This window comes from Salmonella sp. SAL00653 (assembly GCF_046552515.1).
Classification (GTDB): domain Bacteria; phylum Pseudomonadota; class Gammaproteobacteria; order Enterobacterales; family Enterobacteriaceae; genus Salmonella; species Salmonella enterica.
The window spans coordinates 353,293-367,620 of the sequence record NZ_JBGDTY010000002.1; the positions used below are offsets into that span (position 1 = coordinate 353,293).

The 14,328-nt window shown below is 53.3% G+C and carries 13 protein-coding genes, 2 tRNA genes and 1 rRNA gene; 7 read left to right on the forward strand and 9 right to left on the reverse strand.

Translation table 11 applies throughout. The annotated features are described in order from the left end of the window. Nucleotide 1 precedes the first annotated feature (1 nt). From tssF to ACLJRU_RS04560, 3 genes are read left to right on the forward strand one after another with little or no spacing between them, the layout of a single operon-like run. Nucleotides 2-1,885 carry a type VI secretion system baseplate subunit TssF gene (gene tssF / locus ACLJRU_RS04550; RefSeq protein ID WP_001539073.1) on the forward strand — a complete coding sequence of 628 codons (1,884 nt, stop codon included), beginning with the start codon at nucleotides 2-4 and terminating at the stop codon, nucleotides 1,883-1,885. Then, nucleotides 1,882-2,877 carry a type VI secretion system baseplate subunit TssG gene (tssG, locus tag ACLJRU_RS04555; protein ID WP_001539071.1) on the forward strand — a complete coding sequence of 332 codons (996 nt, stop codon included), beginning with the start codon at nucleotides 1,882-1,884 and terminating at the stop codon, nucleotides 2,875-2,877. The genes tssF and tssG overlap by 4 nt, the downstream gene beginning before the upstream one ends. 10 nt (nucleotides 2,878-2,887) lie before the next feature. After that, complete coding sequence (locus ACLJRU_RS04560) at nucleotides 2,888-3,943, forward strand: ImpA family type VI secretion system protein (RefSeq protein WP_023235165.1); 1,056 nt, start codon at nucleotides 2,888-2,890, stop codon at nucleotides 3,941-3,943. Nucleotides 3,944-4,263: 320 nt separating this feature from the next. On the opposite strand, the gene ACLJRU_RS04565 is transcribed toward ACLJRU_RS04560, so the two are convergent. Both ACLJRU_RS04565 and dnaQ read right to left on the reverse strand, forming a co-directional pair. Next, nucleotides 4,264-4,340 (reverse strand) — tRNA-Asp (locus ACLJRU_RS04565). Between the two features lie 133 nt (nucleotides 4,341-4,473). Then, complete coding sequence (dnaQ, locus tag ACLJRU_RS04570) at nucleotides 4,474-5,205, reverse strand: DNA polymerase III subunit epsilon (protein WP_023236721.1); 732 nt, start codon at nucleotides 5,203-5,205, stop codon at nucleotides 4,474-4,476. A 63-nt stretch (nucleotides 5,206-5,268) separates the two neighbouring features. On the opposite strand from dnaQ, the gene rnhA reads away from it, so the two are divergent. Then, on the forward strand, nucleotides 5,269-5,736 hold the full coding sequence (gene rnhA, locus ACLJRU_RS04575) for a ribonuclease HI (protein WP_000917872.1): 468 nt from the start codon (nucleotides 5,269-5,271) through the stop codon (nucleotides 5,734-5,736). Here rnhA and ACLJRU_RS04580 read toward each other — a convergent pair. Continuing rightward, complete coding sequence (locus tag ACLJRU_RS04580) at nucleotides 5,733-6,455, reverse strand: class I SAM-dependent methyltransferase (RefSeq protein ID WP_000801238.1); 723 nt, start codon at nucleotides 6,453-6,455, stop codon at nucleotides 5,733-5,735. The two genes, rnhA and ACLJRU_RS04580, sit on opposite strands and share 4 nt — an antisense overlap. 34 nt (nucleotides 6,456-6,489) lie before the next feature. On the opposite strand from ACLJRU_RS04580, the gene gloB reads away from it, so the two are divergent. Both gloB and mltD read left to right on the forward strand, forming a co-directional pair. After that, nucleotides 6,490-7,245, forward strand: coding sequence for a hydroxyacylglutathione hydrolase (gene gloB, locus ACLJRU_RS04585; protein WP_001052773.1), 756 nt, complete (start codon nucleotides 6,490-6,492; stop codon nucleotides 7,243-7,245). Nucleotides 7,246-7,316: 71 nt separating this feature from the next. Continuing rightward, nucleotides 7,317-8,684 carry a murein transglycosylase D gene (gene mltD / locus ACLJRU_RS04590; protein WP_023236719.1) on the forward strand — a complete coding sequence of 456 codons (1,368 nt, stop codon included), beginning with the start codon at nucleotides 7,317-7,319 and terminating at the stop codon, nucleotides 8,682-8,684. Between the two features lie 55 nt (nucleotides 8,685-8,739). Here the strand turns inward: mltD and ACLJRU_RS04595 are convergent, their stop codons facing one another. From ACLJRU_RS04595 to ACLJRU_RS04605, 3 genes are all read right to left on the reverse strand, one after another. Beyond that, nucleotides 8,740-9,510: a class I SAM-dependent methyltransferase gene (locus ACLJRU_RS04595; RefSeq protein WP_000207227.1), complete on the reverse strand. Its 771-nt coding sequence runs from the start codon at nucleotides 9,508-9,510 to the stop codon at nucleotides 8,740-8,742. A 77-nt stretch (nucleotides 9,511-9,587) separates the two neighbouring features. Then, nucleotides 9,588-10,388 carry an endonuclease/exonuclease/phosphatase family protein gene (locus ACLJRU_RS04600; RefSeq protein WP_001230970.1) on the reverse strand — a complete coding sequence of 267 codons (801 nt, stop codon included), beginning with the start codon at nucleotides 10,386-10,388 and terminating at the stop codon, nucleotides 9,588-9,590. A 131-nt stretch (nucleotides 10,389-10,519) separates the two neighbouring features. Continuing rightward, nucleotides 10,520-11,695 carry an MFS transporter gene (locus ACLJRU_RS04605; protein ID WP_001539064.1) on the reverse strand — a complete coding sequence of 392 codons (1,176 nt, stop codon included), beginning with the start codon at nucleotides 11,693-11,695 and terminating at the stop codon, nucleotides 10,520-10,522. Nucleotides 11,696-11,799: 104 nt separating this feature from the next. Between ACLJRU_RS04605 and yafC the strand changes: the two genes are divergently transcribed. Further along, complete coding sequence (gene yafC / locus ACLJRU_RS04610) at nucleotides 11,800-12,714, forward strand: DNA-binding transcriptional regulator YafC (protein WP_001539063.1); 915 nt, start codon at nucleotides 11,800-11,802, stop codon at nucleotides 12,712-12,714. A gap of 21 nt (nucleotides 12,715-12,735) precedes the next feature. Here the strand turns inward: yafC and dkgB are convergent, their stop codons facing one another. The 3 genes from dkgB to rrf form a co-directional block, all read right to left on the reverse strand. Continuing rightward, complete coding sequence (dkgB, locus tag ACLJRU_RS04615; RefSeq protein ID WP_000154877.1) at nucleotides 12,736-13,539, reverse strand: 2,5-didehydrogluconate reductase DkgB; 804 nt, start codon at nucleotides 13,537-13,539, stop codon at nucleotides 12,736-12,738. Nucleotides 13,540-13,703: 164 nt separating this feature from the next. Then, nucleotides 13,704-13,780 (reverse strand) — tRNA-Asp (locus ACLJRU_RS04620). A 191-nt stretch (nucleotides 13,781-13,971) separates the two neighbouring features. Beyond that, nucleotides 13,972-14,087, reverse strand: a 5S ribosomal RNA gene (gene rrf / locus ACLJRU_RS04625). Nucleotides 14,088-14,328 lie beyond the last annotated feature (241 nt).

Sequence of the window (14,328 nt, forward strand, 5' to 3'; positions counted from 1 at the left end):
CATGGATCCACGGCTACTGGAGTATTACAACCGCGAACTGAGCTACCTGCGGGAGACCGGTGCTGAGTTCGCCACCCTCCATCCCAAAATTGCCGCCCGGCTGGGGATGCAGGGAACCGATATTGCCGACCCGTATGTGGAACGCATGATCGAGGCGTTCAGCTTTCTGAGCGCCCGCACTCAGCTAAAAATTGACGCCGAGTTTCCCCGCTTCACACAGCGGTTACTGGAAGTCGTCAGCCCCAATTACGTCACCCCCACGCCATCGATGGCAGTGGTAAAGCTGTATCCTGATACGCAGGAAGGCGACCTGGCGAAAGGGGTCACCGTGCCGCGCGATACCGCGTTCGTTTCCCCCATCCCGGAAGGCGAAAATACCGCCTGCCAGTTTCGCAGCAGCCAGGACGTCACGCTGTGGCCGCTGTCCATCGAGGAGGTACGCCTGACCGCCGCGCCGCCGGATATGCCCGCCCTGCACCGCTATCTGCCGCCTAATATTCATGTCGCCGGGGCATTGCGCATCACCCTGCGAACCTTCGGGGAACTGACTTTCAGCGAGCTGGCCGGTCCGGCACGGCTGCCCTTTTACCTCTGCGGCGAAGAACGCATTGCGTCACACCTGTTTGAGCTGCTGCATACCAGCGCCGTCGCCACACTGGCCGGTGAACCCGGTCACTTTGACGGCGAACTGAATGTGAATCTTCAACACCCGGTGGCGCACGAAGGGCTGGAGCCAGGGCAGGGGCTGCTGCCGCTCGCCTGGAACGTGTTTCACGGCCATAATCTGCTGCATGAATTTTTCGCCTGCCCGGAACGGTTTTACTTCTTCACCCCGACCGGATTGTCTGCCGGGTTACAAAAGGTGCAGGGCAATGTGGCGGAAATTGTCATACTGCTTAACCGCCTGCCGCCGGACTGGCTGATTCATCAGACGGACGCTGCACAGTTCAGCCTGTTCTGTACGCCGGTGATCAACTTGTTTCCTCGCACCACCACCCGGATTGAAGTCACTCACAGCGTGACGGAACAGCATCTGGTGGTGGATCGTACCCGTCCGCTGGATTACGAGGTGTTTTCTGTTCAGGAAGTCGAAGGCCTGGAAGCGGAAACCACACGGAAGATGATTTTTCGTCCGCTGTATCACACCCGTAATAATGACGAAGGCAACCACGGGCGTTATTTTTCACTGCGTCGTGAACCGCGCCGCTCGTCAGAAAACGCCCGCCGCTATGGCACCCGAACCCCCTATACCGGCTCGGAAGTCTTCCTGTCGCTGGTTGATCAGCATGAAGCGCCCTACCCGGAAAATCTGCGCCATATCACCGTCACGGCAATGGTGACTAACCGCGATCTGCCCTGCCTTATTCCACGTAATGGCCGGGATGATCTGACCGTTGATGCGGCGATTCCGGTGGCGGGCGTGGGTCTTATCAGACCGCCGCGCCCGCCGCAGCCGCCGCTGGCTGAACGCGAAATGGCCTGGCGGCTGATCCGGCAGTTGTCGTTTAATTATCTGCCGCTGGCCGATCTGGATCACCGCACCGGCGGCCAGGCGCTGCGCGATCTGCTGAATCTGTTTATCCCGGCTCACGACAGCCCGCAGTCGCGCCAGGTGCGCAGCCTGATTGGCTGCAAAACCACCCCGGTGACCCGCCGACTGCCCGGCTCCGGCCTGTTGGTCTATGGCCGGGGCGTCAGTTGCGAACTGACCGTGGACGAAGAAGGATTTTCCGGTATCAGTCCTTACCTGTTCGGTCTGGTGCTGGAACACTATATTGCCCACCATGTTTCCATTAATACCTTCTCGCAGATGACGCTGCACTCGATGCAACGCGGGCATGTCATGACCTGGCCGGTCAGAACCGGGCAACGGGGGAGCGTATGACCGGCGCTCTCGACCAGGCGCAGAAAACCCCCTGGCGTTACGGATTCCTGAGCCTGATGCGGCGCGTGGATGCCCAGCTCTGTGATACTCCGGCAGGCAGTATCTGGCAGCCACGGATGGAAAAATTCCGTCTGGGACAGACGCCGACGATGACCTTTGCGCCACGGGAAATCGCCCAGGTCAGCTGGCAGGATGGACGCCTGCACCTGAGCCTGTACAGCCTCGGACTATGGGGGCCAAACGGCCCGTTGCCGCTGCACTATACCGAGCTGGCACTGAACCGCTCAGAGAGTCGCCACGATCCGACGCTGGTTCATTTTTCCAATATTTTTCACCACCGCTGGCTGACGCAGTTCTGGCAGGCATGGCACAGCGCCCAGTCCGCCGGTGGCGGGCTGGACAAACCGGAACACGACCGTTTTGCGTTTTATATCGCCAGTCTCAGCGGGCAGGATCTACGGGAAAGCGCCGAAAGCCCGCTGTCAGATCATGTTCGCCTGGCAGCCTCCGCCCATCTGGTACGCGAATCGCGCAATCCTGACGGGCTGGCCGCCACGCTGGCGCACTATTTCAGCGTACCTTTTGCGGTGAAAGAGTTCGCCCTGCACTGGATAACGGTGGCGAACGATGAAATCACCCGTCTGGGCACGCCCGCGCAGTCTTCGGTGCTGGGCAACGGGGCGCTTATCGGCCAGGCCGTACCGGATATGCAGTACAAATTCCGGCTAATTATCGGCCCGCTTACGCTGAAGGATTACCTGCGTTTTCTGCCCGGCGGCAACAATCTGCCCGTGCTGACAGAACTGGTGCGTACGTTCATCGGTTTTGAATATTGCTGGGAAATTGAGCTGCAGTTGAAGCCTCATGCCGCACCGCCTGCGGTGATCGGCGGCGCGCAGCGGCTTGGCTGGACGGCCTGGGCAGGTAAAGCCATGCATGACCGTCAGGTGACCGGCATGATTTTTGAACCTGAACACGGCTTAACCCACTGAGAGTAATGATATGGATATGTCCCTGACTAAACCGGTAAGCGCGGAACACCCCTGCGGCCCCGATCCGGAATACGACCCGGAATACCTGCTGCTGTTCAGTCGCGCCGCCCCCCAGGCGGAGGCGCAATATGGTGATTTTGTCAGTACGCCGGAAGCCGTGAACTGGCCGGAAATTGAGCGTGATGCGCGCCGTCTGCTCACGCGCAGTAAGGATATCCGGGTGTTGATCCTGCTGCTGCGCAGTCGCATCCAGCAGGCTGGCGCACAGGGACTGGCGGAAATGCTCACACAACTGGCAGAACTGAGCGTAATCTGGTCTGATGCACTCCATCCACAGCTGCTTACCGGCGAAGGCGCATCCGCAGAATCTATTGAAGATGCGGCGCTGGCGCGCAGTAATGCCCTGGCGGCGCTGCTGGATCACGAAGGCGTGATGGCAGACATTCGCGGTATCACGCTGTCAAACAGTGCCGCCCTGCGCCTGCAGGTACGGGATGTCGAGCGCGCGTTATCCGCTCCCCGCCCGGCTGATGCGCTGGCCCCCGAATCCGTCCGCCAGCAACTGGCCGACCTCGAAGCCCGTGGGGCATTACCGCTGGCGGCGTTTCGCGAAGCGCAGGAAAGCGCAGAACGCCTGCAAGTGTGGGCGCGTGAGACATTAGGCGATCTGGCCCCAGATTTTTCACGCCTGCGGCAGTTGTTAGCGCTGCTGCCTGACGTGGTACAGACAACCACACCGGAAATCCCTCCGTCGCCAGCGCCAGTGCCAGACCCCGCAGGCACGGTTATGGATAATGCCGTTCCGGCACGGGCAGAGGATGTGCCGCCTGTCAACGCGCCACCCGGTATATCCCTCCCACACAATGCTGAACCGGGGCCAATTCGCGATCGTAATGATGCGCTGGAACGCCTGCGGTGTATTCGTCGCTGGTTTGAGAGCAGTGAACCCAGCAGCCCGACCATCCCACTGTTACGCCAGGCTGAAAGACTGGTGGGAAAACGGTTCTCGGAGGTGATCAATGAGATCCCGGTGGAGTTGCTGGAGAAGTGGGATGCCCTGGAGTGATGATGCGCATGTCTGGCGGTTCTCCGTAATTATCTGAGTGACATCAACATTACGCAGTCTGCTACTGCGCTGAACATGTCCCGATCCCGGTTAAGCACCGCCATGAGGCCGCGCCTTAAATGTCAGTGGGATCAAAATAGCCATGACAGTGAAAGAAGTGGCGGTAATATCCTGTTCGTCATCCAGGCGTAGGTCCATTTGCATTAGATTCCACGATAGGCGGTGGCACTGCTGAAGACGAAAAAAAACCGTATCCCTTTTACAGTGATACGGTTTTTTTTACTTCACAGGATGTATAAAAACACCCTGAGATTTGTATCTGGCGGAACGGACGGGACTCGAACCCGCGACCCCCTGCGTGACAGGCAGGTATTCTAACCAACTGAACTACCGCTCCGTGATGTTCCCGCTGGGAACGAGGCGAATATTACGGTTTGCGGTGTCGCCCGTCAACGCTTTTTCTCACCTTTTGAATCAGTTGCTGCAAAAATCGCCCGAAGGATGATTTTTATAGCCTAAAAAGGAATAAATTATGCCCGCCAAAGGCAACTTCCGCCCTTTTTCTGCACCAGATCAAGCCGCGATTCATGCGCAGCCAGCTCTTCCTCAGTGGCAAAAACGACCCGTAACCGGCTGGCCTGGCGAACGATTCGCTGAATGGTCGCTTCACCTTGCTGCCGTTGCGTCTCTCCTTCCATCGCAAACGTCATGGACGTTTGCCCGCCCGTCATCGCCAGATACACTTCGGCAAGGATCTGGGCATCGAGCAATGCGCCGTGCAAAGTACGTTTGCTATTATCTATCTCATAACGCGAACACAGCGCATCAAGGCTGTTACGCTTGCCGGGGAACATTTTCCGCGCCAACGCCAGGCTATCGGTAACTTTGCAGAAAGTATTGGTTTTAGGAATATCGCGTTTAAGCAGACCAAACTCATAATCCATAAAGCCGATATCGAACGATGCGTTATGGATGACCAGCTCCGCGCCGCGGATATAATCAAGAAACTCATCGACCACATCAGCAAAAACCGGCTTATCCAGCAGAAACTCATCGGCAATACCGTGTACGCCAAACGCCTCCGGATCCACCAGCCGATCCGGCTTCAGGTAAACATGAAAATTGTTGCCGGTCAGACGACGGTTTATCACCTCAACCGCACCGATCTCAATAATCTTGTGACCTTCATAGTGCGCGCCTATCTGGTTCATACCGGTGGTTTCGGTATCGAGGACAATCTGTCGTGTAATTGCAGTGCTCATATCGGTCATTTATGTCAGACTTGCGTTTTGTTATCGATTTCAATTACAGGAAGTCTACCAGAGATGCTTAAACAGGTAGAAATTTTCACCGATGGCTCTTGCCTGGGGAATCCAGGGCCTGGTGGTTATGGCGCTATCTTACGCTATCGCGGTCATGAAAAAACGTTTAGTGAAGGTTACACGCTGACCACCAATAACCGTATGGAACTGATGGCGGCGATCGTCGCGCTTGAAGCGTTAAAAGAACATTGCGAAGTAACATTGAGCACCGACAGCCAATATGTGCGGCAAGGAATTACCCAATGGATTCATAACTGGAAGAAACGCGGCTGGAAAACAGCGGAAAAGAAACCCGTAAAAAATGTCGATCTCTGGAAACGTCTCGATGCTGCGTTAGGTCAGCATCAGATCAAATGGGTATGGGTCAAAGGCCATGCAGGCCATCCCGAAAACGAGCGTTGTGATGAACTGGCGCGCGCCGCGGCAATGAATCCCACGCAGGAAGATAGTGGCTACCAGGCGGAAGCTTAGCCATCCGGTTTGCGATATTGCCGGGTGGCGCCAACGGTCTGGCGGATAGGGGTTTTACTTTTATTATGTCGCAGCGGATTAAGCGTAAGCGGGATGGTCCGCTTACGGGCCACAATAAGCTGTAAACAGCCCAGCGCCGGGATATGCGTATTTAAAAGCCGCCCCCCCTGCTTTTTCCAGGGTAAGACATGAAAACGGCTATAATGTAGCACTTCAAAATTGAGTAAAGACAGCCAGTCCAGTTGCCGCATAAGGGTAAACATCCGACTATTATAGGGCGGTGTTTTACGTAAAACGGGTACCAGTTTACGTAACCCCATCAAACTCAGCGGGTTAAATCCACTGATGACCAGCCAACCGTCATCAATCAATACGCGGTCGGCTTCCCGCAATAAACGGTGCGGGTCGGTACACCACGGCAAAGTATGCGCCAGCAGACAAACATCGACGGATTTATCTGCAAAAGGAAGGTGTAGCGGATCGGCCAGAACCTGCATCGGCGACCCCTGCGACGAAACATTCACCTGATGGGAGACCGCGCACGCTTCGGAATTGATTTCTGCGCTTAAATTACCGATTTTAAGCAAATGGAAACCATACATTTTTGCAAACCACGGATTTAGCTGCTGTTCCAGCGCCTCACGGTAGTAATTGCCCCAGGGCAACTCACCCCAACATCCGGGCGCAACGACAGTTTGAGAGAGCCTTGCCGGTTTCATCGCAACCTTCCGCTAATTATTTGAGAGGTAATATATGAATCTTAACAGTATTCCCGCGTTTCAGGACAATTACATCTGGGTGCTGACCAATGATGAAGGCCGCTGTGTGATTGTTGATCCCGGCGAAGCGGCACCCGTCTTAAAGGCCATTGCTGAACATAAGTGGATGCCGGAGGCGATTTTTCTGACGCATCACCATCACGACCATGTTGGCGGAGTCAAAGAGCTGTTGCAACACTTCCCGCAAATGACGGTTTATGGACCGGCGGAAACGCAAGACAAGGGAGCAACCCATCTTGTTGGCGATGGCGATACTATTCGCGTTTTAGGCGAGAAATTTACTCTTTTTGCCACGCCGGGTCACACGTTAGGACACGTCTGTTACTTTAGCCACCCTTACTTATTCTGCGGCGACACGCTGTTTTCTGGCGGCTGTGGTCGACTGTTTGAAGGCACGCCATCACAGATGTATCAGTCACTTATGAAAATTAATTCTCTGCCTGACGACACGCTCATTTGCTGCGCTCACGAATACACTTTAGCTAACATTAAGTTCGCATTGAGCATACTTCCGCACGATTCGTTCATAAATGAATATTATCGTAAAGTTAAAGAGTTACGTGTAAAAAAACAAATGACATTACCCGTTATTCTTAAAAATGAGCGTAAGATTAATCTTTTTTTAAGAACTGAAGATATTGATTTAATTAACGAAATAAACAAAGAAACAATATTGCAACAACCAGAAGCGCGTTTTGCATGGTTAAGGTCAAAGAAAGACACGTTCTGATAATTCTTACTTGTCATTCGCTAACTTCGCCGTTATGATCGGTCGTCTTTTAAGCAACTATTGACACACACATGAAGGCAAAAGCGATATTACTCGCCTCTGTCCTGCTTGTGGGGTGCCAGACGTCTCAGAACACTGGCAACGTCCAACAGCACGCACAGAGCCTTTCTGCAGCTGGTCAAGGGGAAGCAGGAAAGTTTACGAGTCAGGCACGATGGATGGACGACGGAACGTCTATCGCGCCAGATCAGGACTTGTGGGCTTTCATTGGCGACGAGCTAAAGATGGGAATTCCGGAAAACAGCCGGATTCGCGAACAGAAACAGAAGTATTTACGCAATAAGAGCTATCTCCACGATGTAACTTTACGGGCAGAGCCGTATATGTACTGGATAGCGGGGCAGGTTAAGAAACGTAACATGCCTATGGAGCTGGTACTACTACCCATAGTGGAGAGCGCTTTTGATCCTCACGCAACGTCTGGCGCCAATGCCGCAGGCATCTGGCAGATCATACCGAGCACAGGGCGCAATTATGGTTTAAAGCAGACCCGTAATTATGACGCGCGTCGCGATGTTGTAGCCTCTACGACCGCCGCGTTAGACATGATGCAGCGTCTGAACAAAATGTTTGACGGCGACTGGCTGTTAACCGTTGCAGCGTATAACAGCGGCGAAGGCCGTGTTATGCGGGCAATTAAAGCAAACAAAGCGCGTGGAAAACCGACGGATTTCTGGTCGCTTTCTTTGCCCAGAGAAACAAAACTCTACGTACCTAAGATGCTGGCATTGAGTGAAATTCTCAAAAACAGCAAACGCTACGGCGTACGTCTGCCAACAACAGATGAAAGCCGAGCGCTGGCACGAGTTCGTTTAAACAGTCCAGTTGAAATGGCCCAGGTTGCGGATATGGCGGGCATGTCTATCAGCAAGCTGAAGACGTTTAATGCCGGTGTAAAAGGGTCTACCTTAAGCGTAAGCGGTCCGCAATATGTTATGGTGCCCAAAAAACATGCCGAGCAGTTGCGTGAGTCGCTGGCTTCCGGTGAGATTGACGCCGTTCAGTCCCAACTGATCGCCGACAATACGCCGTTGAATAGCCGTAGCTATAAGGTGCGCTCTGGCGATACGCTCTCCGGTATTGCTTCGCGGCTTGGCGTAAGCACGAAGGACTTGCAGCAGTGGAACAACCTGCGTGGTTCGCGCCTGAAAATCGGGCAAAGCCTGACCGTGGGCGCTGGCAGCAGCGCACAACGACTGGCAAACAATAGCGATAGCATTACCTATCGTGTCCGTAAAGGCGATTCGCTTTCCAGTATCGCCAGACGTCACGGGGTGAATATCAAAGATGTGATGCGCTGGAACCATGATACGGATAATCTACAACCGGGCGATCAGCTTACGTTGTTTGTGAAGGACAATAGCACGCCAGACTCCTGATATTGTCCGACGAAAAAACCAAAAGGCGCCGCTTCCCCCGGCGCCTTTTAAATTGCTATACCGCTTTATGCGCTTCCAGCATGATAGTATCGCTGCTAAACGAGCCGTCATCCTGCAACTCAAAATAACGCTTCACCTCTACCGGGGCGCTCGCCTGATATAATCGAATCGCCTCAACCAACGGCGCTGGCGTACGCATCCGCGTTACCCATGAGCGAAACTCCAGCGATAAACGATCGGTTATCACGGTATTCGTTACCAGCATCGCATTATTGACCATCGCCAGCCATTCACCACTGGAATAATTACGGACATGCGACGTGTCGCGTAACGCCTCCACCGTTTGCAGCCAGATATCGCGTACAGGATGTCCAGGCGACATGACATCCATGATAATCAGCACGCCGCCGGGTTTTAATACACGATAAACCTCACGCAATGCCTGACCAACGTCGTGCCAGTGATGCGCGGAATAGCGGCTAATCACCACCTCAAACGATGCATCTTCAAAGGGCAGTTTTTCGGCATAGCCTTGCCGGAGAGTAATATTACTTAAATGTCTTTCTTCCGCCGCTCCAGCGACAACCTCAAGCATGCTGGCTGATAAATCGTATGCCACGACCGAATTGACATGTTGCGCAGCGACAAAACTCGCGTGTCCAGCCCCACATCCCATATCCAGTACGCTCGCGTGGGAAAAATCAGACAACCTTTGCGCCAGCCGCGCTAAGTCACGACCCGCTGCGTGAACGGCGCTATGTAAATAGGCGTTCGCCTGTGAACCAAACTGCTTTTCAACATTGTCATGGTGGGAATGCGTTGTCATGGTAGTGCCCTTCTGTTATGAGAAAAATAGAGGGCAGCACCCGCAGAGGCCTGCCCCACGGCAGACCTGACTCACCTTTATTGCTCAGGTTTGCCGGGACTGAATTCAACGAGTAGCGGATTGTGATCGGAAGCGCGCGTCACCAGTACGGAGGCTTCATTCACGTTTAAACCACGATAAAAAACAAAATCCAGCGGTCGTCCAAACGCACGACGGCGTTGATCGTCAGTGAAACGCACCTGGCGCAGCGACATCTCACGTGCAAAGCGGTACAACGCATTCATACGTGGGCGGCTCCAGGCATTAAAATCACCCGCCATAATGACAGGGCCGCTATGGTGCGCAATCTGGTCGCCGATCGGAAGTAACTGCTTACTGTATACGTCCACGCCCAGACTAAAATTTACCGCATGAACATTTACTACCATTAATAAACGGGTATCCGGCAAGGGATATACCGTCACCAGGGCTGATTTCGCCAAACGTAAAATTGGTTCTCTTTCCCGTAAAGGGCAGCAGTAAACAGGATGGGCGGCAGAAAGCGTCATGACGCCAGACGGGTGCTGAGGTAATACAAAAGCGGGAACCTGATCGGCGGCAAGATAGTTAGCGGTGGCAAACTGTACCAGTTCAGGCGTCGTCTGGGCCTCCTGCAACAGGACCAGATGCGCATCTTTGCCATAGTTCTTCAGCACCGATAACCATTCGGCTCGCTGCTGCTTGAATATATTCCACACGAGGATACGGATCCGCTCTTCACTGCTTAGCGGTTCCCCGGCGGGCAATGCCTGGCCAATGCTCGCAAACGACCCTGGCGGCAAAATCCGCTCGGCGGGCTGTCCGGCAACATAGCGCATCGCATAGGTGTTTTTTCGCACTTTTGACTTTCAAACCTCTGTAACGTCAACCAGTCCTCAACCGGACTGGTTCTTCTGTTATAGGGATTTTAGCACTCACTTTCAACGAACAATTGCAGTTTGTTTTGTAAGTAGGCGCTTACATCAATAATTTACTCCAGAGCAATGCGTACAGGTTTATCAAGACGTCCGCTGACGCCCACCAGCAGGAAAGCCACCAGAACAATGAGGGCGCCAATCCACGGCGTCTGCGCCAAACCGTAATGCGCCACCGTTTGTCCGCCAATCACGGAACCCAGCGCAATACCAATGTTAAACGCCGCAATGTTCAGACCTGACGCCACATCTACTGCATTAGGCGTGAATTGTTCCGCTTTCTGTACCACGTAGACCTGCAACCCCGGTACGTTACCGAAGGCAAAGACCCCCATCACCAGAATGGTAGCCAGCGCGACATACTGCGTGGAGGCCGTCACCTGGAAGACCATCAGCAGAACAAACAGCACGGCGAAAATGAATTTCAACGCCGGCACGGCACCATGCTTATCTGCCAGTTTACCGCCCCAGATATTGCCGATAGCCACTGATACGCCATACCCCAGTAAGATCCAGCTTACCGCTGCCGGGGAGAATCCCGCCAGATCCTGCATCATTAGCGCCAGGAAGGTGAATGCCGTGAATACCCCGCCGTAGCCCAGCGCCGTAACGGCGTAAATCAGCAACAGACGAGGATGAGTCAGTACTTTCACCTGGTCACGAATGCTGGCGGCCGCCCGACCGGGAATATTGGCAGGGATCAGCAGTTGACTGCTCATCAGCGCAATCACGCCTAACAGTGATACCGCAAGGAAGGTCTCACGCCAGCCAAAATGCTGACCGATAAATGTGCCCAGCGGAACGCCCGTGACCAGCGCTACCGTTAAACCACCAAACATAATAGCGATCGCAGAAGCCGCTTTCTCTTTTGGCACCAGACGTGTCGCGATGGTAGATCCAATCGAGAAGAACACGCCGTGCGCCAGGCCCGTCAGCAGACGGGCGACGATTAATGTCATATAGCCCGGTGCCTGCCATGCCAGCAAATTCCCCGCCGTAAACAAGACCATCAGCGCGACCAGTAACTGTTTACGCGGCAGGCGTCCGGTCAGCGCGGTTAGCACCGGCGCGCCAATAGCCACACCCAGCGCATAGATTGAAACCAGCATTCCGGCGGAAGGTAATGAGATAGCCAGTTGTTGAGCAATGGTCGGCACCAGGCCGATAATCACAAACTCAGTCGTGCCAATAGCGAAGGCACTTATAGTCAGTGCAAATAAAGCGAGAGGCATACATAACTCCATAACAGCAGTAATCAGATGACACGCAGTATGCCTGGATGTTTTAATGACAAAAATAGCCAAAATATCAATTTAATTTTGCTTCAGGAGCAAAAATGAAAGCCACCTCCGAAGAACTCGCAATTTTTGTCGCTGTCGTGGAAAGCGGCAGCTTCAGCCGGGCGGCAGAGCAGCTTGGACAGGCCAATTCCGCTGTCAGCCGGGCAGTTAAAAAGCTGGAGATGAAGCTCGGCGTCAGTCTGCTTAATCGTACGACCCGACAGCTGAGCCTGACTGAAGAAGGAGAGCGATACTTCAGGCGCGTGCAGCAGATACTGCAAGAAATGGCCGCCGCAGAAACGGAAATCATGGAGTCGCGTAATACCCCGCGCGGCTTACTGCGTATCGATGCGGCAACGCCGGTAATGCTGCATTTCCTGATGCCGCTGATTAAACCTTTTCGTGAACGGTATCCGGAAATAACGTTGTCTCTTGTCTCCTCAGAAACGTTCATCAATCTTATTGAACGAAAAGTGGATGTTGCGATACGCGCAGGCACGTTGACAGATTCAAGTCTGCGCGCGCGCCCGTTATTTACCAGTTATCGTAAGATTATCGCCTCACCGGATTATATTGCCCGTTTTGGCAAGCCAGAGACCGTTGAAGAGTTAAAACGGCATCTGTGCCTGGGGTTCTCAGAACCTGTTTCGCTCAATACCTGGCCGATTGCCTGTAGCGACGGGCAGCTCCATGAGATCGAATGTGGGATTTCTTCCAACAGCGGGGAAACGTTAAAACAACTTTGCCTGAACGGTAACGGCATTGCATGTCTTTCAGATTATATGATTGATAAAGCGATCGCGCGGGGAGAACTGGTGGAACTGCTGGCCGATAAACGTCTGCCGGTAGAAATGCCTTTCAGCGCCGTTTACTACAGCGATCGCGCCGTCAGCACACGTATTCGGGCATTTATCGACTTTTTGAGCGAATATATAAGAACAGCCCCCGCAGGAGCTGTGAAAGAGGGGTAAAGGGTACAAAGGGTCAGGCAATTAATCCCACTCAGGGGCCAAACCTTCCGGACTAACCAGGCGGTCGTTGCAGTCCAGTGCCTCGATCGCTGCTCTATCTTCGGCATCCAGATGCAGTTCCAGTGCCAGCAGGTTGCTTGCCAGGTTTTCACGCCTGGTAGATGAAGGGATCACGGAGTAACCTTCACCCATAGCCCATGCCAGAATAACCTGCGCCGGGGTCGCATTATGTTTAGCCGCAATGCGTGCAATCACTTCATCTTTCAGCGCTTTACCGTATGCCAGCGTCATGTAAGAGGTGATATGGATACCGTGCGCTTTCGCCCAGTCAACCACCTTACGATTCTGCAGATACGGAGATAGCTCAATCTGGTTGGTGGCGATATGGTCTGCGCCCACCGCGGCAATAGCCTTTTTCATCAACGGAATGGTGAAGTTTGAAATGCCAATTTCGCGAGTCAGCCCTTGTTTTTTAGCTTCCAGCAATGCCTGCATAAATTCTTCGACAGACACAGCATCACCCGGAGATGGCCAGTGGATCAGCGTCAGATCGACATAATCGGTACGCAGTTTTTTCAGGCTCTCTTTCAGGCTTGGGATTAGTTTGTCTTTGCTAAGGTTTTCAATCCAGATCTTGGTGGTGATGTACAGCTCATTACGTGGTACACCGCTTTCAGCAATCGCCTGTCCAACAGCCGCTTCATTATCATAGATCTGTGCAGTGTCGACAGCACGGTAGCCCAGTTCAAGCGCCGTTTTAACAGAAGCGATAACCACGTCGTCTTTCAGGCGAAAAGTACCTAAACCGAATGCAGGGATAGTCATAGAATTCCTCTTTTTAATCACTATGTTCGTTAGCTGAGGGAATTATGACCTTCAGCGCTTTGTAGAAAAAGAGCGAGAAATGCAGAGGATTTTTGCGAATTGAGCAATAATTAAATGACAGGCAAAGAAAAAGCCCTGAGCTAATGCTCAGGGCTCTTAATAAGTGGCGGAACGGACGGGACTCGAACCCGCGACCCCCTGCGTGACAGGCAGGTATTCTAACCAACTGAACTACCGCTCCACCGAATTTCTTTGTCACAATCCGGATTTTCATCCCGGTTTACTGCAATTTGATGCCTGGCAGTTTATGAATCACTTCGTGATTCACCCTTCGGGCCGTTGCTTCGCAACGTTCAAAAGCTTTCGCTTTTGTCCTACTCTCTGTCGAGTAGTGAACTGCCCCGAAAGTTAATACCATACTTCTAATTTGATGCCTGGCAGTTCCCTACTCTCGCATGGGGAGACCCCACACTACCATCGGCGCTACGGCGTTTCACTTCTGAGTTCGGCATGGGGTCAGGTGGGACCACCGCGCTAGTGCCGCCAGGCAAATTCTTTTGTGCTCAGTACGCAATTCTTTATCGCATCAGCGGCGTTGCCCGCGCTCGTAAAGTCAGTCACATACTTCTGTATGCTCCTTCCTTTCCTTCGCTTGCCGCCTTGCTGCTGCGCAAATTATTGCGTACTCAACTCTGAATCAGTGCTGAAAATTGTCTCTCATCCGCCAAAACATCTTCGGCGTTGTAAGGTTAAGCCTCACGGTTCATTAGTACCGGTTAGCTCAACGCA